General features: G+C 64.5%; 15 protein-coding genes and 1 pseudogene. 9 read left to right on the top strand and 7 right to left on the bottom strand.

Translation table 11 applies throughout. The features are described 5' to 3' along the window. Positions 1-2 precede the first annotated feature (2 nt). From exoK to AC27VQ_RS02380, 7 genes are all read left to right on the top strand, one after another. The gene (gene exoK / locus AC27VQ_RS02410; RefSeq protein WP_488715055.1) at positions 3-779 is read left to right on the top strand and encodes an endo-1,3-1,4-beta-glycanase ExoK; all 777 of its coding nucleotides are present in this window, start codon (positions 3-5) and stop codon (positions 777-779) included. A gap of 11 nt (positions 780-790) precedes the next feature. Beyond that, positions 791-1,996, top strand: coding sequence for a glycosyltransferase family protein (locus AC27VQ_RS02405; protein WP_488715054.1), 1,206 nt, complete (start codon positions 791-793; stop codon positions 1,994-1,996). Continuing rightward, complete coding sequence (locus AC27VQ_RS02400) at positions 1,986-2,984, top strand: glycosyltransferase family 2 protein (protein ID WP_488715053.1); 999 nt, start codon at positions 1,986-1,988, stop codon at positions 2,982-2,984. Before AC27VQ_RS02405 ends, AC27VQ_RS02400 begins: the two co-directional genes overlap by 11 nt. Further along, on the top strand, positions 2,981-3,904 hold the full coding sequence (locus tag AC27VQ_RS02395; protein ID WP_488715052.1) for a glycosyltransferase: 924 nt from the start codon (positions 2,981-2,983) through the stop codon (positions 3,902-3,904). Before AC27VQ_RS02400 ends, AC27VQ_RS02395 begins: the two co-directional genes overlap by 4 nt. Beyond that, on the top strand, positions 3,901-4,908 hold the full coding sequence (locus AC27VQ_RS02390; protein WP_488715051.1) for a glycosyltransferase family 2 protein: 1,008 nt from the start codon (positions 3,901-3,903) through the stop codon (positions 4,906-4,908). Before AC27VQ_RS02395 ends, AC27VQ_RS02390 begins: the two co-directional genes overlap by 4 nt. A gap of 4 nt (positions 4,909-4,912) precedes the next feature. Continuing rightward, a complete protein-coding gene (locus tag AC27VQ_RS02385; protein WP_421592720.1) occupies positions 4,913-5,818 on the top strand; it encodes a UTP--glucose-1-phosphate uridylyltransferase in 906 nt (301 codons plus the stop codon). An 84-nt stretch (positions 5,819-5,902) separates the two neighbouring features. Continuing rightward, the gene (locus tag AC27VQ_RS02380; RefSeq protein ID WP_488715050.1) at positions 5,903-8,257 is read left to right on the top strand and encodes a polysaccharide biosynthesis tyrosine autokinase; all 2,355 of its coding nucleotides are present in this window, start codon (positions 5,903-5,905) and stop codon (positions 8,255-8,257) included. 62 nt (positions 8,258-8,319) lie between these two features. Here the strand turns inward: AC27VQ_RS02380 and AC27VQ_RS02375 are convergent. Then, positions 8,320-8,801 (bottom strand): annotated as a pseudogene (locus AC27VQ_RS02375) (DUF1062 domain-containing protein). Between the two features lie 197 nt (positions 8,802-8,998). Here AC27VQ_RS02375 and AC27VQ_RS02370 point away from each other — a divergent pair. Continuing rightward, a complete protein-coding gene (locus tag AC27VQ_RS02370; protein WP_488715049.1) occupies positions 8,999-9,340 on the top strand; it encodes a response regulator transcription factor in 342 nt (113 codons plus the stop codon). Between the two features lie 130 nt (positions 9,341-9,470). On the opposite strand, the gene AC27VQ_RS02365 is transcribed toward AC27VQ_RS02370, so the two are convergent. The 4 genes from AC27VQ_RS02365 to AC27VQ_RS02350 all read right to left on the bottom strand — a co-directional run bounded on the left by AC27VQ_RS02365 (position 9,471) and on the right by AC27VQ_RS02350 (position 14,729). Continuing rightward, complete coding sequence (locus AC27VQ_RS02365) at positions 9,471-10,001, bottom strand: response regulator (protein WP_488715241.1); 531 nt, start codon at positions 9,999-10,001, stop codon at positions 9,471-9,473. Beyond that, a complete protein-coding gene (locus tag AC27VQ_RS02360; RefSeq protein ID WP_488715048.1) occupies positions 9,902-10,939 on the bottom strand; it encodes a PAS domain S-box protein in 1,038 nt (345 codons plus the stop codon). The genes AC27VQ_RS02365 and AC27VQ_RS02360 overlap by 100 nt, the downstream gene beginning before the upstream one ends. 193 nt (positions 10,940-11,132) lie before the next feature. Beyond that, positions 11,133-13,355, bottom strand: a complete 2,223-nt coding sequence (locus tag AC27VQ_RS02355) for a methyl-accepting chemotaxis protein (protein ID WP_488715047.1) — start codon at positions 13,353-13,355, stop codon at positions 11,133-11,135. A gap of 183 nt (positions 13,356-13,538) precedes the next feature. Next, on the bottom strand, positions 13,539-14,729 hold the full coding sequence (locus tag AC27VQ_RS02350) for a GGDEF domain-containing protein (protein WP_488715046.1): 1,191 nt from the start codon (positions 14,727-14,729) through the stop codon (positions 13,539-13,541). Positions 14,730-14,953: 224 nt separating this feature from the next. Here AC27VQ_RS02350 and AC27VQ_RS02345 point away from each other — a divergent pair, with 224 nt between their 5' ends. Next, a complete protein-coding gene (locus AC27VQ_RS02345; protein WP_488715045.1) occupies positions 14,954-15,721 on the top strand; it encodes an SDR family NAD(P)-dependent oxidoreductase in 768 nt (255 codons plus the stop codon). Positions 15,722-15,765: 44 nt separating this feature from the next. Here AC27VQ_RS02345 and AC27VQ_RS02340 read toward each other — a convergent pair whose 3' ends face one another. Together AC27VQ_RS02340 and AC27VQ_RS02335 are read right to left on the bottom strand one after the other, a co-directional pair. Next, complete coding sequence (locus tag AC27VQ_RS02340) at positions 15,766-16,470, bottom strand: SDR family oxidoreductase (protein ID WP_421592712.1); 705 nt, start codon at positions 16,468-16,470, stop codon at positions 15,766-15,768. Between the two features lie 104 nt (positions 16,471-16,574). Next, positions 16,575-17,480, bottom strand: coding sequence for a LysR substrate-binding domain-containing protein (locus tag AC27VQ_RS02335; protein ID WP_488715044.1), 906 nt, complete (start codon positions 17,478-17,480; stop codon positions 16,575-16,577). Between the last annotated feature and the right edge of the window lie 87 nt (positions 17,481-17,567).

Genomic DNA, 17,567 nt, shown 5'->3' with positions numbered 1-17,567 from the left:
ACATGACCCTTTTTCCGAAAAAGGCGCTCTGCGCCGCTGCCCTCCTGCTTTCCGCCGCTCCGCTCGCCGCGCAGGAAGGCGGTAACGGCACCTCCTTCGTCGAAGAATTCGACACGCTCGATACCAGCAGATGGTACGTTTCCGATGGCTGGAACAACGGAAAACATCAGAACTGCACCTGGTCGAAGGATCAGGTGGCCGTCGACGGCGGCAAGCTGACGCTCTCCTTCGATGCAAAGCCGGCGGGCGAACGGGATTATTCCTGCGGGGAGGTGCAGGCCCGCAAGCGCTACGGCTACGGCACCTACGAGGTGCGCATGAAGGCCGCGACGGGCTCCGGGCTGAACTCCGCCTTCTTCAGCTATATCGGCCCCGCCGACAAGAAGCCGCATGACGAGATCGACTTCGAGGTCCTTGGCAAGGACACGAGCCGCGTGCAGCTCAACCAGTATGTCGCCGGCAAGGGCGGCCATGAAAAACTGGTGCCGGTCGATGGTGGTGCGGACAGCGGTTTCAACGACTATGCCTTCGTCTGGCAGAAGGATCGCCTGCGCTACTACATCAACGGCGCGCTCGTGCATGAGGTGACGGACGCCGCAAAACTGCCGTCCAACGCCCAGAAGATCTTCCTCTCGCTCTGGGGCACCGACACGTTGTCCGACTGGATGGGCCGTTTCGCCTTTGCCGGCAAGGCGACGCTCGAGGTCGAGCGCATCGCCTTTACCGCCGAGGGCGATCGATGCCAGTTCGACGGCTCCGTCGCCTGCCTCACGAATTGACGGAGACGCCTATGCTGAGGGTTCTCTACCTCGTTCATGACCTTTCCGATCCCGCCGTCCGCCGGCGGGTGCTGATGCTGACCGCGGGTGGTGCGACGGTCACGCTCGCCGGCTTCCGGCGCGGCGAGAACCGCCTCGCCGAGATCGAAGGTGTCACACCGCTGGAACTCGGCGCGACCGCGGATGCCCGCTTTGCCCAACGCCTCCTCGCGGTAGCCGGGGCAGCGGCCAAGCTCCCGCACTTGCTCGCCGGCCTTGTCCGGCCGGATGTCATTCTGGCGCGCAACCTCGAAATGCTGGCGCTTGCCAATCGCGCCTCCGGACATTTCGGCGGCGTGCCGATCGCCTATGAGTGCCTCGACGTGCATCGCCTGATGCTGGACAAGGGGCTTGCCGGCACGACTCTGCGTGCGGCGGAACGCCATTTCGGCCGCGATGCCCGTCTGCTCGTCACCAGTTCCCCGGCCTTCGTGGAACACTATTTCAAGCCGCTGTCCGGCATCCGCGCGCCGGTCCATCTTCTGGAAAACCAGGTTTTGGAGCTCGACGACAGCGAACCGGCCATGCAAACCCGCACCCGGCCGGACGGCGCGCCATGGCGCATCGGCTGGTTCGGCGCGATCCGCTGCCGCAACTCGCTCGACCTGCTGGCCGCCTTTACGCGGCACATGGAGGGACGCGTCGAGGTCCTCCTGCGCGGCCGGCCGGTGCGCAGCGAATTCGACGATTTCGACGGCCTTGTCGCCCGCGAACCCTATCTGCGTTTCGAAGGCCCCTATCGCAATCCGGAAGACCTTTCCGTCCTCTATGCGAATGTCGATTTCACCTGGGCTGTGGATTTCTTCGAGGAGGGGCAGAACTCGCTCTGGCTCCTGCCGAACCGGCTCTACGAGGGCTGCCGCCACGGCGCCCTGCCGATCGTTCTCGACGGGACCGAGACGGCGCGGCTGGCCACGCAGCACGGCGTCGGTATCGCGCTTGCCGATGCGCGGCTCGAAACCCTGATCGAGCGTTTCACCAGCTTCGATGAGGCCGCCTATCAGGTGCTTCATGCCAATCTCGTCGCAGGCGGTCCCCGGCCCTGGATCCTCGACCGCGCCGATTGCGCCGCCTTCGTCCAGCGCCTCGCCGCGCTGCGTCAGCCGGCGACGCCGCATCCCGCTCCTTCCCTCATCGCCAGCAAAGTGGCCAGCGAGGTAAATTGCCATGACCGTTGACGAAGCCGCAGCCGTGCGCTGCCTGATCGTGATCCCGTGCCTCAACGAGGCGCCCTATCTCGAATCGCTGGTGAGCCAGCTCGAACCGACCCTTGCGGACCTCAACGCGACGCTGGTCGTCGTCGATGGCGGCAGCACGGACGGCACCCGGGATATCGCCCGCAGCCTCGCCGCCCGCCTGCCGAAAATGCACGTGCTCGACAATCCCAGGCGCATCCAGAGTGCTGCCATCAACCTCGCCATCGAGGCCTTCGGCGTCGAGCACGACTATATGATCCGCATCGATGCGCACGGTACCTATCCAAGGGACTATTGCCGCGTGCTGGTGGAGGACGCGCTGGAGACGGGGGCGGATTCCGTCGTGGTCGCCATGCAGACCGTCGGCTTCGGCACGTTCCAGAAGGCGACCGCCGTCGCGCAGAATTCCGTGCTGGGCAATGGCGGAGCCAAGCATCGCGTCGGCGCCGAAAGCCACTGGGCCGACCACGGCCACCACGCGCTGATGCGCATCGCCGCCTTCCGCGCGGTCGGCGGCTACGACGAGAGTTTCACCGCAAACGAGGATGCCGAATGCGATTACCGGCTCAATCAGGCGGGCTACCGGATCTGGATGACGGCGCGCACCAGCATGATCTACTATCCGCGTGCCAGCGCCCTGCCGCTCTTCAAGCAGTATTTCGGCTATGGCCGTGGCCGCGCGCGCAATTTCCTGAAACACCGCGCGCGACCAAGCCTGCGCCAGATGCTGCCCTTGATGGTGGCGCCCGTCGCCGCCGGCGCCTTTCTGGCGGCCTTGACCTGGATTGCCGCCGTACCCTTTGTCCTGTGGGCCGCCGCCTGCCTTGGCTATGGCGCGTGGATGGCGCTCGGCCAGCGCAACCCCTATGGCCCGCTTGCCGCCATCTCGGCCATGATCATGCATTTCGCCTGGTCGGCCGGCTTCTGGCGCGAACTGCTCGACATCCGCCAGCGGAGGATGCCGGCATGAGCGCACCCATCAAAATCGACATCGCCGTCTGCACCTTCCGTCGCGAGATCCTGACGGAAACGCTCGCCTCGCTGGCAACATTGAAGGTGCCGCAGGGCGTCCGCCTCCGCGTCATCGTCGCCGACAATGACGTCGAGCCGAGCGCCTATCCGCGTGTCGCGGCAGCTGCGGACTGGATGCCTGTCGAGGTCGCCTATGTCCATTGCCCGGCCGGCAACATCTCGCTTGCCCGCAATGCCTGCCTCGACAACAGCGATGCCGATTTCCTCGCTTTCGTCGATGACGACGAGACGGTGGAACCGCAATGGCTGGCCCGTCTGCTCTATGCGGCGGAGCTCAACGGCGCGGATGTGGTGCTCGGCCCCGTCCGCGCGCTCTATGCGCCCGGAACGCCCGACTGGATGCGGCGCGGCGATTTCCACGCCACCCGCCCCGTCTGGGTGAAGGGCGAGATCCGCACCGGCTATACCTGCAATGTGCTGATGCGGTTGGCTGCGCCCTCCGTCGCCGGCCGGCGCTTCGATCTTGCGCTCGGACGCAGCGGCGGCGAGGATTCTGCCTTCTTCAGCGGGGTCTACGATGCCGGCGGCCGCATCACCTTTGCCGCCGATGCCTGGGTGGAGGAATCCGTGCCGGTCGCCCGCGCGCGCTTCGCATGGCTGGCGCAGCGCCGGCTGCGCATGGGCCAGACCCATGGCCGGCTGCTGGCCGAACGGCGGGATGGTCTGGCGCGTATCAAGGCTGCCGCCCTTGCCGGGGCGAAATGCGCGACCTGCCTCACGGGTGCGGCTGCCTTCGTGCTGTTCCCCATCCGCCGCAACCGCTTCCTGCTGCGCGGCCTGCTGCATGCCGGCGCGATCGGAGGCCTCTTCGGCACCCGCGCCATCGAACCCTATGGCAAGCTGGAGGCCGTGCGATGACCGGCCCCGACGTCAGCGTTGTCATCGCCGCCTATAACGCGGCCGATACGATCGAGCACGCCATCCGTAGCGCCCTTGCGCAGCAGGGCGTCACCGTGGAGGTGATCGTCGCCGACGATTGTTCGACGGATGCGACGCGTGCCACCGTCGCTGCGCTCGCCGATCCGGCCGTCCGGCTCGTCGCGCTCGAGCGCAACCGCGGCCCCGGCGGCGCGCGCAATGCCGGTTTCGCGGCAGCGCGCGGCCGCTGGATCGCCGTGCTCGATGCCGACGACACGATGCAGCCGGACCGGCTTTGCCGCATGATCACGGCCGCCGACCGGGATGACGCCGCGCTCGTGGTCGATAACCTCTTCGTCCTGCATGCCGATGGCCGGATCGAGACCATGTTCGCGGATGCGCTGCTTGCCCGCACCCCGCGGATCGCGCTTGCCGATTTCATCGATTCCAACCGGATTTTCCGCAGCACGCATAATTTCGGCTACATGAAGCCGATCTTACGCCGTGCCTTTCTGGAGGACAACGACCTCCTCTATGACGAGGCGCTGCGGATCGGCGAGGACTACCTGCTGTTTGCCGCCGCGCTTGCCGCCGGTGGCCGCTGCGTGGTCGTGCCGGCGCCCGGCTATATCTACCACATCCGCGAAGGCTCGATTTCGCGCGTGCTGCATCTCCATCACGTCGAGGCCATGCTGGCCGGCGACCGGCGCTTCCTCGCCCGCTTTCCGCTGGCGGGCGAAGCCGCAGCCGCCCAGCGTCGCCGTACGCGCAATCTGCAGGAAACGCGCGCGTTTCTCGCGCTGGTCCAGCATCTCAAGAACCGGTCGTTCGGGCCTGCACTCAGGGCGGCGCTCGGCGATCCCGTCGCACTCCGGCATCTGGCGATGCCGGTTGCAGCCCGGTGGCGCCGTCTCGTGACGCCACCCCATCGCACGACGGCCGCGCCCCGCGCGGCCCCCTCCCCCGCGACAGCGCAGGATTATGCGCTAGAGAACAAAGGATAATGCCATGGAGCGAACCAGAACCGTCCGCAAGGCCATCATTCCCGTCGCCGGCAACGGAACCCGCTTCCTGCCGGCCACCAAGGCCATGCCGAAGGAAATGCTGACCATCGTCGACCGCCCCGTCGTGCAATATGCCCTCGACGAGGCGCGCGAGGCCGGCATCGAGCATGTCGTCTTCGTCACCAGCCGCAACAAGCAGGTCATCGAGGACCATTTCGACGACACGCCGGAGCTGATCTCCTCGCTCGAAAAATCCGGCAAGGACGACAAGGTCCGCGAACTCGGCGAACTCCTGCCGCAGGCCGGATCGGTCAGCTTCACCCGCCAGCAGGCGCCGCTCGGGCTTGGCCATGCCGTCTGGTGCGCCCGTGACGTCATCGGCGACGAGCCTTTCGCGCTGCTGCTTCCCGACATGATCTCTTACGGCCCGCGCGGCTGCCTTTCCGGCCTGATGGACCTCTATGGCGAGGTCGGCGGCAATGTCGTCGGCGTCGAGCCCTGCGCGCCGGACGAGGTTTCGCAATACGGCATCGTCGGCAAGGGAGCGGCCGTGCAGCACGGCTTTGCCGTCACGCATATGGTGGAGAAACCGCGGGCGGGTGAAGCACCATCCAATCTTTTCCTCAACGGCCGCTACATTCTCCAGCCGGAAATCTTCGGCCATCTCGCCCGCCAGCAGCGCGGCGCGGGCAATGAGATCCAGCTGACCGACAGCATGCTGAAGCTTTCGGGAAGCCAGCCGTTCCATGCCCATGTCTATGAGGGTCGGACCTATGACTGCGGCTCCAAGCACGGCTTCATCGAGGCCAATGTCGCCTTCGCGCTCGCGCGGCCGGATATCGGCGGCGCCGTCTATCAATCCCTTCGCGACATGATGTCGTCGCATGAGGGCCGGATTCGCGCGGCATAAGACCAAAGGCCCCGGATGGGAGGATCCGGGGCCGCCTTCGGGAGGACAGAGTTTCCATCGCGCCGAAAGGCAGAACGGAGCCCCATGCACCAACGCACCGTACCGAACCGCAGCATTCTGCGACGGGAGCCGGATCCTTCCGATAGCTTCATCGACCTCAACCGCCTTTTGACGATTCTCGTTCGCCGGGCGCGGCTGATCGGCTTGTCGGTCGCGCTCGCCGTCGCGTTGGGCGTGACCTATCTGGTGTTCGCAACGCCGGTCTATACGTCGATGACGCAGATCCTGCTCGACGAGGACCTGTCGCGCTATGCGGAGGAAACCGAACCGGCGCCGCAGAGCAGCCAGCAAGTCGACATGCGCATTTCGAGTGCCGCCGAGATCCTGAAATCCGGCCGCCTGGCGCTGCGCGTCGTCGACGACCTGAAGCTCGCCGACAACGAGACGATCACCAACCCGCCGCAATCGCCTGTCGCGATCGCCAAGGGATGGATCAAATCACTGACATCCTTCGGTTCCGCCGGACCGCAGGCATCGGAGGAGGCGCTTGCCAACGGTCGCCGCGAAAAGGCGGCCGCCGTGCTGCAGCAGGCGCTGACCGTCGAGCGCGTAGCGCGTAGCGCCGTGCTCGCCGTCTCCTTCCGTTCGACCGATCCGCAGCTCGCGGCAGCCGTCACCAAACGCTACGCGGAAGCCTTTTTCGAGGATCAGTTGAGCTCCAACTTCACGGCGACGGAACAGGCGTCAAGCTGGCTTCAGGAGCGGCTGACGGATATTCAGGCCCGCGCGCAGGAAGCCGCCCTCGAAGTGGAGCAGTACCGCGCCGAAAACGGCCTCACCACCGCCCGCGGCGAACTGATGTCGGAACAACAGCTTGCCGATCTCAACAGCCAGCTCATCCTGGCGCAGGCCGATGCCGCCAGCGCGTCGGCCCGCTACGCCCAGTTCAAGGCGATCGTCGAGCAAGGGCCGGACAAGGCGATCGACAACGCGACCATCCCGACCCAGGGTGCGGACGCCTCGGCACTTCAGGAGCTACGCAACCGCTACAACTCCGTGGTCAAGCGCGCGCAGGACATCACCAGGAATTTCGGCGCGGATCATCCGCAAGCCGCCGCCCTGCGGACAGAGAAGGAAGACCTCGCCGGTCAGATCTACCGTGAACTCCAGCAGCTGACGGCGAGCTACCGCAACGAATATGACGTCGCCCGCTCACGCGAGACGTCGCTTCGCGAAAGCATCCAGAAGGTCGCCGGCAACAATGCCGATGCGAACCGTTCCTCGGTGCGCCTGCGCGAACTGGAACAGAAAGCGACGGCATTGAAGGCGTTGTCGGAGAGCTATTTAAGCCGTTTCGAGCAGGCCTCGCAGAAGCAGTCCTTCCCGATCGCCAAGGCGCGGGTGATCTCCGATGCCGGCGTGCCCGTCTCGCCGTCCAGCCCCAGCAAGACCATGGTGCTCGGCCTATCCTTGGTGTTGGGCCTGATGGCCGGCGGGGCCTTGACCTTCGTGCAGGAAATGCGCGAACGCGCCTTCCGGCTCGAAAACGACGTGCGCAGCATTCTGGGCCTGAAACCGCTTGGCTACCTGCCGCTGGTCGGCGGCGCCTCGCGGAAACGCAAGCCGGCGACGATCGGCGCCAAGGCGGTGAAGACGGAGCCGCCATCCGGCGCGGAAGACAATGACGTCATCCCGCTCGAGCGCATGACCCGTGTCGTGCTGGATGCGCCCCGCTCCGCCTTCACCGAGACCCTGCGCAACGCCAAGCTCGCCGCAGAAACCATGCTGCACGGCCGGCAGAACCGGGTGATCGGCGTCACCTCGGCCCTGCCGGGCGAGGGCAAATCCACCGTTGCGACAAATTTTGCAGCACTGCTTGCCGTCAGCGGCAAACGAACGCTGCTGATCGACGCGGATGTGCGCCGCCCGGGCCTCAGCGCCATGATGAAGCCTGCCCCGCAGATCGGCCTCGTCGAGGTGTTGCGCGGCGAACTTCCCTGGACGCAGACCGTCAAGACCGACCGCCGCTCGCAGCTCGCCATCCTGCCAATCGCGCTAGCCCCTGGCGAAGCCCGCCGGCACGACACAAACGAGCTGATATCGTCCAATGCGATGAAACAGCTCATCGACGAGGCGCGGCAGCATTTCGACTATGTCGTGGTCGATCTGACGCCGCTTGGACCGGTTGTCGATGCGAAGGCCTTCGAGCCGCTGGCCGATGGTTTCCTGTTCGTCGTGGAGTGGGGCAGGACGTCGGCGAATTTCGTCCGCGACCTGCTCGCCGCCGAACACCGCATCGAGGGCAAAACCCTCGGTGTCATCCTCAACAAGACCGACATGGCAGCCCTCAGCCGCTACAGCGATGCGGGCGGTGCGGAGCAATATCGGGATCTTTACGAAAAATATTATACCGACAGCATGAAAGGCATGACCGGCTGAGCTTCCTGTGTGCCGGCCGGGTTGAGAAACCCGGCCGGCACATCCGCGGGAGTTCGGCGGCCCTAACCAGTATTCGCCCCGCACGCCGCCAGCATCAAGGCGTCGCGGTCCGGCAATGTCTCAACTGCGATGTGGACCGCGCTGCCATGCGAAACGGGCCGCCGCAGAGCATCCTTGCGCGTGGGCTGGACATGAAGCGCGCCTGCGACATCCAGCGTCTGAAGGCGGGAGCGGGAGATCGCCAGCTCGCTTGCCAGCAGCCGGTCGAGCCGAAGCTGGCTTGGCAGCGGAACCGAGAAAACGATCTCCAGATTGCCTTCGCCCGCACACGCCCCGAGCATGGTCTTCTCCACCACGCATTCGGGAAAAACCTCGATGCGCGATGTCTTGCGTCGCAAGGCATTGAGATCGAAGGCGTGCCGGCGCGCCCATTGCGCATCGTTGGATTGCAGCGCCCGCAAGGTCGCGGGTCGATCTCGCGGATGGCCCGGCGCTCGAAAAGCGGGCGGCTCCAGGTCTTGTCGCATTGGGTGCATTTGTAGATGAGCCAAGCATCGAGCTTCTTGCCGTTGGCGTTGAGCCGGAGCCGGTCGCTTGACCGGAACCGCTGCGGTGCGGCGCAGGTGCTGCAGGCAAGAACGGGCTGCGGTGCGTGGACGGGAATGATGGTCCAGCGGACCGTACGGGATTCCTCGCGCTGTATTCAACTAGAGGAAGAACAGACTGCGTCGGGCCATACCCTTGAACGAACACGCGATTTTGCCCCACGTCATCGTGACCGATGACGACGTGGACCTGCGGGAGATGGTCTCCGACTATCTCGCCGGCCAGGGATTTTCCGTCTGCGGCGTCGCCAGCGGCGCGGCCCTTGATGCCGCGCTTTCCGAGCGGCCGGCCGACCTATTGATCATCGATCTCAACCTGCCTTCCGAGGACGGTTTCTCCATTGCCCGGCGCATCCGGGCCGGCTCCGTCGTTCCCACCATCATGCTGATAGGCGCCTCCGACGTGGAGGACTGCATCGCCGGCCTGGAAATGGTGCGGACGACTCTGTCACCAAACCCTTCGATCTGCGCGAGCTGAAGGCGCGCATCCGCGCCGTGCTGCGCCGCGGGGCGACCCAGCCGGTCGAGTCGGTGGCTCCATCGGTTGTCCGATGAACCACCCTAGACGCTCGCTATTTCCAGCCTCGTACGCTCATGTTTCAACTGTTTCAGCGCGGCGGCGTCAGATCGTCGAGGAAAGCCGCGATATCGCCAAGCGTGAACAGTTTTTCGATCATCGGACAGCCCGAGCGTATCGCCGGATGATGTTCGCACAGCCAATCGTAGAGGCCGGGGCCATCGCCGGCGGGCATGCGGATATCGCAGAGGATCGCATCAAACTTGCCGTCACGCGCGGTAATCTTGCCCCGCGCCTCGTTGCCGCCATGCGTGACGGTAACAGCATAACCGAGGCGGTCAGCGATCTCCGCCACCAGTTCGGCGACCGCCACGTCGTCATCGACCACCAGCAAATGCCGGTTCGGTGCGGGCTGATCCGTCTTTGCCGCGGGCCGTACAGCCTCCGCTCCGCTCGCCTGCACCGTTTCATTGGTGAGCCGGATGATGAAACGCGCACAGCCATCAGGCGCATCACCGAGCGTCAGACTGCCGCCATGTGCTTCCACCAGCCCCTTGGACACGACCAGGCCGATGCCGGTGCCCGCCCCTTGCGGTTTGGTCGTGAAGAACGGATCGAAGATGCGGCTGCGGATCGCCTCCGGCACACCGGCTGGTGAGCGAAACCGTACCCGCCACCCGGTCGGCCTCGATGCCGACGGTGATCCTGCGGTCGGTGCGCCCGCTGGTCAATATGGGCCGCGAAAAGCCCCCGTCCGCCGAGCGTGACATCCGTGATGGTGAGTTCGATGGGGATCAATTCGCCCGTCGACAGCATGGCCGGCAGTTCGAGCCGTTTGCCGAGCACATGGCCTGCACCTGTCGCGAGATAGCGGGAAAGACCGTGCTCATGCGCGGCCCGGTGTTCCGGAGGAATGATCAGTTCGGCGATGGGTTCGCCGATGACCGCGTCCCTCGCATAGCCGAAGATCGCCTCCGCCGCCGGGTTGAAATCAACCACGAGTCCGTCGCCGTCGATGACGACGATGCCGTCGAGTGCCGTTCGAACCACCGCCGCGTGATAGGCTTCGAGTTCGCGAAACTCCGACGGTGTATTCATGCGCGATCCTTCCGGGAAGCCGGGCAATCCCGGCCGGACCGGAATTGCCCGAAATGGGCGTAAGCTGCGGAAGACTAGCGGCCAAGTGTTTCGCTTGTGTTTCAGCGCCGTGCTGGAGGTCACGAGACGCCGACAAGCGGCACCGGCAGGTTCTATTGCAGCGGCACGATCCTGAGCGGCGTCGCATAGGGCTCGACGCGCAAAGTCCCCTCGGCCTGCACGCTGATCTGCTTCAGCGGCGCCTTCCAGCTCGCCGTCCTTGGCCTTGCGCACGGCATAGCGCCAGACCGTCAAGGTCCCGCGCTCGTGCAGCGCCTTGCCGATGGCGCCGGCATCCTCGCCGAGTGCCGCATCTTCGGGCGTCAGGGCCGCGACGATTTCCTCGTTCTCGTTGACGAAGCTGAACAGTTTTGTGCCTTCCGCCGCAAAGGCGGGCACGGCGAAGCCGGCAACGAGGCCCATGACGAGGGCCTTGGCAAAGATAGGGCGAATGGCTGCAAACATCGGATGATCCTCTCCTTGATCTGAGGTTATCCTGCCAGGGAACGGTTTCAGCCGTAAGCCGGGTCTGTTTCAGCAAGGTTTCGGGGATCGCAAAAACACGATCGCCCGCGGATCCCCATCAGAGGACACCGCGGGCGTTCCTTGTCGTGCCTCAGGCGGCGCGGCGGCGTGGGGCTTCGCCAGCGTTGCTGACGGAGAAGCGCATCACCATGTCGCGCAGGGTATGCGCCTCATCGTTCAGCAGGTTTGCGGCGGCGGTGGTTTCTTCCACCATCGCGGCATTCTGCTGTGTCACCTGGTCCATGTTGTTGACGGCGACGTTGATTTCCTGAAGGCCGGAGGACTGTTCGCGCGCCGAGGCAGAAATGTCCTGGATCAGCTTGTTGACCGAGAGGATCTGCTCGCCGATGCGCGTCAGCGCACTGCCGGTCTCGCCGACCAGCGAAACGCCCTCCTGGACCTGCGCGCTGGAGGCGGAGATCAAGGCCTTGATTTCCTTGGCCGCCTGAGCCGAACGCTGGGCAAGCTCCCGCACTTCCTGCGCGACGACCGCAAAGCCCTTGCCGGCCTCGCCAGCGCGTGCCGCTTCCACACCGGCATTCAGCGCCAGCAGGTTGGTCTGGAAGGCGATCTCGTCGATGACGCCGATAATCTGGCTGACCTTCTTCGAAGAATCCTCGATGCCCTCCATGGCGGTGATCGCCTTGCGCACGACCGCGTTGGAACGGTCGGCATCCGAGCAGGCCTCGTTGACCTTGGCGGCGGCATCGCCGGCATTGCGGGTGCTGGTATGCATCTGCTCGGCGATCTCGTTCATCGCCGCGGCGGTTTCCTCGAGGCTTGCGGCCTGCTGTTCCGTACGGCGCGAGAGGTTGTCCGAGCTGCGGCTGATCTCGCCGATGCCGGCATTCAGAGAATGCACGGTCTGGTTCAGCTGCAGGATGGTGCGCTCGAGGCTGTCCATCGTGTCGTTGAAATTGTCACGCAGTTCCACATAGGACGGCGGGAAGTTTTCGGTGATGCGGCTCGTCAGATCGCCGCGCGAAAGGTTGGCAAGCCCGCGACCGAGCGCTTCCACGACCTTGCGCTGCTCTTCGGCAGCACGGGCGCGCTCCGTCTCGGTCTGCCGACGCTCGTTTTCGCTCTGCTGACGCTGCTCGGCACTGGCAGCTTCCAGACGGTGACCATCGGCAAGACGATGACGGAAGGCTTCGAGTGCGACGGCGACTTTGCCGATCTCGTCACTGCGCTCCTGACCGGCAACCGGCTGTTCCAGCTGGCCCTGTGACATGCGGCCGACATCACCGAGCAGCGAGGCCATCGGCCGCTGCACGAAGGTGCGCACGGCCAGGAGCAGCGCGCCGATCACGGCTGCGAGAATGAACATGCCGCCGATGACAAGGATCTTCGTCTGCTCGTTGACGACGGAGGAGACGGCTGCCACCGGCACGTCGACCGCCACGGCCCAGCGGGCATTGAGGCCCGGCAGATCGAAGGGATAGACGACACGATAGACCGAGCCGCCATCGCTGCCCACGACATCGTGCAGCGTCACGGTCTTGCCGTCGCCAAGCGCCGCCTTGACCTGATCGCTGCCTTCGGCGGCGTATTCCTTCATCACCTGCGAAGCATCCGGTGCGGCCAGCCATTTGCCGGTGCCCGACAGCAGATAGACGCGGCCTTCGCCGAACGGACGCTCCGACTTCAGCGAGTCGGCAAGGGAGCCGAGCGCGATATCGAGACCGGTCACTGCGGCGAGACGACCGTCGATGATGACGGGCTGCGTGACGGTCATCATCAGGAGATTGTTGGCCGACGGCTCTTCATACGGCTCGGTCGCGGCGCCCTTCTTGCTCGTCGCGGCAAGGCGATAATATTCCGCGTTGCGATCGACGGCGGGGCGCATCAGTTCCAGACCGCTCGCGCCGCGAACCCAGTAAGGCGTGAAAACGCCATCGGCATTCGTGCCCTGTACTGCATCGTCCTTCGGCCCGAGCGTGCCGTCGAGGCCCTGCTCGGTATCGACGATCCAGGCGCCGAAGACGAGATCGAACTTTTCCACCTGCGCCGGCAGCATGGTCGTGATCATCGCGCGGTCCAGCTTTCCGGCGGCAATGCCCCGCTCGATCAGGCCCGCCAGGCTGCGCGTGGCACCCGAGAGCGCATCGATCTTGCCGCTCATCGCCTGCGCGGTCGCCTCGGCCTCGGCTTCCGCCTGCTTCAACGTGATGGCGACGGTGCGCTCTCGCACTTGAAGGATGACAATGAGGAAAGTCAGCGCCAGAACGCAGGCAATGGCGACAGCGCTCACGGAGAGCAGCTTGACCGCCAGGGAGCGGGAGGATTTCGGACGCGCAGCGGAGGTTGAAGCCATGAGGTCGGTCCTGTTTCGCCAATATACCGGCGATGGTTGCAGTAGAATGGTGCTGACGCTGCGGTATTTAACTTAAAAAGTAATAAAATTTTTCCGGGAAATCAGACCTTCCTCGCCGGAAGCGCCTGCCGTTTGACGGAATTTACGGAAATCGGCGGGCAATGCGCAGGTTGTGGCCGATTGTCAGGCTGCGGCGCTGTCCCCGCGGCTGGATGGGATGAGATCATCCGCCAGTGCGACGGTGTTGCGTCCGCGGTGCTTGGCCTCATAAAGCGCGGCGTCTACATCCTGCAAAAGACGTTCCAACGCCGTCACGGGAGGGAATGCCAGCGCGACGCCCAGGCTGACCGTCACGCAGCCATCCTCAAGGCCGCGATGCGGGATGGCGAGCGCTTCGACGGCGGTGCGGATGCGCTCTGCCTGTGCCAGCGCCTGCAGCGACGTGTGACCGACCGAAAGCACCAGGATTTCCTCACCGCCGAAGCGGAACACATGCGCCCCTTCTTCCGCATTCCCGAGGATGCATTGCGAGACCGCGCGGATGCACGCATCGCCCTCGATATGGCCATGCACATCGTTGAAACGCTTGAAGTGGTCGATGTCGAGCAGGATGGCGGCGACGCTGTGCGAAGCGTGGCTCCAGAGCGCATCGCGCACACGGGCGAGCGAACGGCGGTTCAGGAGGCCGCTCAGCTCGTCACGGTCGGCATTGTGCTCCAGCTGCTGGTAAAGCAGGCTGCCGCGCAGCTGGTTGAGAAAGCTCTGCCGATCCTTCTGCTCGAGGAAATAGGCGCTGACAGCGAGGAAAATCGAGAGCGTCACATAGAAGGTGACGATGCCGGAATAGGTGACCGCATCGAAGGCGCCGGTGAGCGACGTCGTGGTGAAATGCGAGGCGCACATCAGCACGAGGCCGATGACTATGGCGGGAAACCGCGGGCGAAGCGCGATGACGAAGAACAGGAAGGCGGCGGAATTACCGTTCTGGTAGACGAAGAGATAGGGGCTTTCGCTCTCAACGGCGACGGCCATCGGCAGCGTGACGCCGAGCACGGCGATGGCGACCGAAAGCACGTCGTAAAGCGCGGTATTCGGCCAGCGGCGCACCGCGAGAATGCAGGCGATCACGAAGGGCGTGAAAATGAAGAAACGCACAGTGACGAGGCCGGAAAAGACATCCGCCATCATCGTCCGGTCGCCGAAATAGACGAGATCGTAGATCAGCGTACCGATGATGCCCCAGATCACGGCAAGCCGCACGCGTTCGGCCACATAGCCCTTGCGGAAGCGCACCTCGATTTCGGGGAAAAAACGCAGAAAACGGAAACCCCGCGCCCTCTGGCGCTCCACTTGGTCCAGTGTCACGACGGTCATCGTCGAAGGTCCCCGCATGCAGAACGATTGCCTAACGTTAGGCAAGAATACTGAACAAGTGCCTAAAGTTGTACAGTTTCTTTCGCTTCACCCCGGCACGGATCGCCGTTGAGGAAACGCCTTCCCCATTGACTCCTGCAACGAGAGGCAGAGGAATTTAGCGCGTAAAATCCGGCGGGTTCGAAACACCCGCAGATCCCGGATAGTTGAAGGAGCATGGAACGATGGCGGGCAGACTAGAGGGAAAAACGGCAATCATTTCCGGCGGCGCGACCGGCATGGGCGGAGCGGCTTCACGCCTCTTCGCCAGCGAGGGCGCACGCGTCGCGATCGTCGATTACAATGCGGCCGCCGCTGAAGAGACGGCAGCGGACATCCGCGCCAAGGGCGGCGACGCACAGGCCTTCACAGCCGATGTGTCGGACGAGGCCGCCGTCATCTCGGCCATCAAGGCCGTCGAAGATCACTATGGCGCCGCCAATGTGCTGTTCAATCATGCCGGCTCGATCATCGTCAAACCCTTCCTCGAAACCACGCTGGAGGAATGGGAGCGGCTGACGGCGATCAATGTGCGCTCGATGTTTCTCGTCACGCGTGCCGTGCTGCCGGGCATGATCGCGCGCGGCGGCGGGTCCATCGTCTGCACCTCATCGATTTCGGCCGTGGCGGCGACGCCGATGGAAGTGCTCTACGGCACGACGAAGGGTGCGGTGCATATGTTTGCCCGCGCGATCGCCATCGAATTCCGCGATCGCAACATCCGCTGCAACGCCGTCTGCCCCGGCTTCGTGCGCACGCCGCATGGCAACCGCGAGATCGAGGCGCTGAACCGCTATGGCGTGGACGTGTCGGATGCAGCGCTCGCCGCCCAGCAGGGCCGCATCGGCGAGCCGGAGGATATCGCGCGCGCCGCGCTTTATCTGGCGAGCGACGAGTCGGAATTCGTTAGCGGCACGCATCTCTTCGTCGACAACGGCTTCACCGCCATCTGACATTCTATGACGGCGCCTCCGCGGCGCCGTCATCTCCGCGCGCATCAGATCGCGCGCGTGATGCCGCCATCCACACGGATGTTTTGGCCGGTGATATAGGCGGCACCGTCGGAAGCGAGGAACGAAATCGTCGCTGCGACTTCCGCGCTCGTGCCGTAACGTTTCATCGGCACGCCGTCGCGCCGCTCGTCCGTTGCCGGCAGGCTGTCGATCCAGCCGGGCAGCACGTTGTTCATGCGGATATTGTCGGCCGCATAGGTATCGGCGAAAATCTTCGTGAAGGAGGCAAGGCCGGCGCGCGCGACGGCCGAGGTCGGGAACATCGCGCTCGGCTCGAAGGCCCAGGCGGTGGAGATGTTGATGATGACGCCGGACTTCTGCTTCTGCATGATCGGCGTCACCAGGCGCGTCGGGCGCACGGCATTGAGGAAATAGACGTCGATACCGGCATGCCAGTCTTCATCGGTCAGTTCGAGGATCTGCTTGCGCGGGCCGTGGCCGGCGCTGTTGACCAGCGCATCGACGCGGCCCCAGCGCTCCATCGCGCCATCGACGAGGCGCTTCAGATCGTCGTTCGACTGGTTGGAGCCGGTAACGCCGAAGCCGCCGAATTCCGCTGCCAGCGCCTCGCCCTTGCCGGACGACGAGAGCACGCCGATCTTGAAACCATCCGCCGCCAGCCGTCGTGCGGCTTCCGCGCCCATGCCGCTACCGCCGGCGGTGATCAATGCGACCTTCTGTTCTGCCATCGGATTATCCTTTCCCGAATGATTGATTGCCCGCATTCTGGCATGGCGGCCCCACCCGCGACCAAACAAAAATGCGCCGTTCTTCCTATAGAAAATCTATTGCTTCAAATACCCTTAAATGCCGCACTCTCCTGTAGAAGCCAGGTGCGCACGGCATGGACGGAGGCGGCGTGCCGGGATTTTCGCGGCGCGACGACGTAGAAATCCACCCCGACCCGCAATTGTGTGCCGAACAACGGCACGAGACGGCCGGCCGCGATATCCTCCTCGATGAAGAAGCTGCTGGCAAGCGCCAGCCCCTGCCCACCGATCGCCGCCTCCAGCGCAAGTGAGGTCTGGTTGAAGCGGATGTTCTTCGCCGCCATGACAGGTGCCGCCTGCCCCATGGCAAGCTCCAGGAATTGCGGCCAGAAATTATGCGCATCGTGCAGCAGCGCATACCGGGCCAGATTGCCGGGCAATTCCGGAGCGCCGAATTTATCGATGAGCAGCGGGCTGCCGAGCGCGATCACGACATGTTCGAAGAGCAGGTCGGCTTGCATGCCAGGCCCGAAAGGCGGGCGGCCGTAGCGCACGGCGAGATCGACGGCGTCCGTCTGGAAATTGGCGATTCTATCCGTTGCGAGGATGCGCAGGTCAATATCGGGATGCGCCGCGGTGAAATCCGGCAGGCGCGGGATCAGCCATTTGGAGGCGAAGGTCGGGGTGACGCTGATGGTGAGATGCTGCGGCTCCGGCCGCAGGGTCTCCGTCGCCTCGGAAATCAGCTCGAAAGCGCGGCGGATGCTGCCGACATAGCTGCGGCCCGCTTCGGTCATATCAAGGGTTCTGGGGTGGCGCTCGAAAAGCTTCAGGCCGAGTTCCGCCTCCAGCCCGCGTATCTGCTGCGCCACCGCGCCCTGTGTCACGCCAAGCTCCTCCGCTGCGAGCCGGAAATTCAGATGCCGCGTCACGACTTCAAAGACGCGCACGCCATTGAGGGACGGCAGTTTTCCGATGCGGTCGGCCATAACGGGAATCCGAGAGGAATATAGCGACCTTTCTCGTAACAGATTTTCTATCGCATGGGAAAAGGAGAACTCTTTCGACAGCGTCCG

The sequence above is a fragment of the Shinella sp. 20P9.1.1 genome (assembly GCF_057798995.1).
The sequence above is the reverse complement of the archived record's forward strand: the minus strand, read 5'-3'. Positions and strand labels throughout refer to the sequence as shown.

Coding starts and splice junctions, on each gene's coding strand:
- exoK (WP_488715055.1), top strand. CDS start 3: ATGACCCTTTTTCCGAAAAAGGCGCTCTGCGCCGCTGCCCTCCTGCTT.
- AC27VQ_RS02405 (WP_488715054.1), top strand. CDS start 791: ATGCTGAGGGTTCTCTACCTCGTTCATGACCTTTCCGATCCCGCCGTC.
- AC27VQ_RS02400 (WP_488715053.1), top strand. CDS start 1,986: ATGACCGTTGACGAAGCCGCAGCCGTGCGCTGCCTGATCGTGATCCCG.
- AC27VQ_RS02395 (WP_488715052.1), top strand. CDS start 2,981: ATGAGCGCACCCATCAAAATCGACATCGCCGTCTGCACCTTCCGTCGC.
- AC27VQ_RS02390 (WP_488715051.1), top strand. CDS start 3,901: ATGACCGGCCCCGACGTCAGCGTTGTCATCGCCGCCTATAACGCGGCC.
- AC27VQ_RS02385 (WP_421592720.1), top strand. CDS start 4,913: ATGGAGCGAACCAGAACCGTCCGCAAGGCCATCATTCCCGTCGCCGGC.
- AC27VQ_RS02380 (WP_488715050.1), top strand. CDS start 5,903: ATGCACCAACGCACCGTACCGAACCGCAGCATTCTGCGACGGGAGCCG.
- AC27VQ_RS02360 (WP_488715048.1), bottom strand. CDS start 10,939: ATGGGCCTCGTTGCCGGCTTCGCCGTGCCCGCCTTTGCGGCGGAAGGC.
- AC27VQ_RS02355 (WP_488715047.1), bottom strand. CDS start 13,355: ATGGCTTCAACCTCCGCTGCGCGTCCGAAATCCTCCCGCTCCCTGGCG.
- AC27VQ_RS02350 (WP_488715046.1), bottom strand. CDS start 14,729: ATGACCGTCGTGACACTGGACCAAGTGGAGCGCCAGAGGGCGCGGGGT.
- AC27VQ_RS02345 (WP_488715045.1), top strand. CDS start 14,954: ATGGCGGGCAGACTAGAGGGAAAAACGGCAATCATTTCCGGCGGCGCG.
- AC27VQ_RS02340 (WP_421592712.1), bottom strand. CDS start 16,470: ATGGCAGAACAGAAGGTCGCATTGATCACCGCCGGCGGTAGCGGCATG.
- AC27VQ_RS02335 (WP_488715044.1), bottom strand. CDS start 17,480: ATGGCCGACCGCATCGGAAAACTGCCGTCCCTCAATGGCGTGCGCGTC.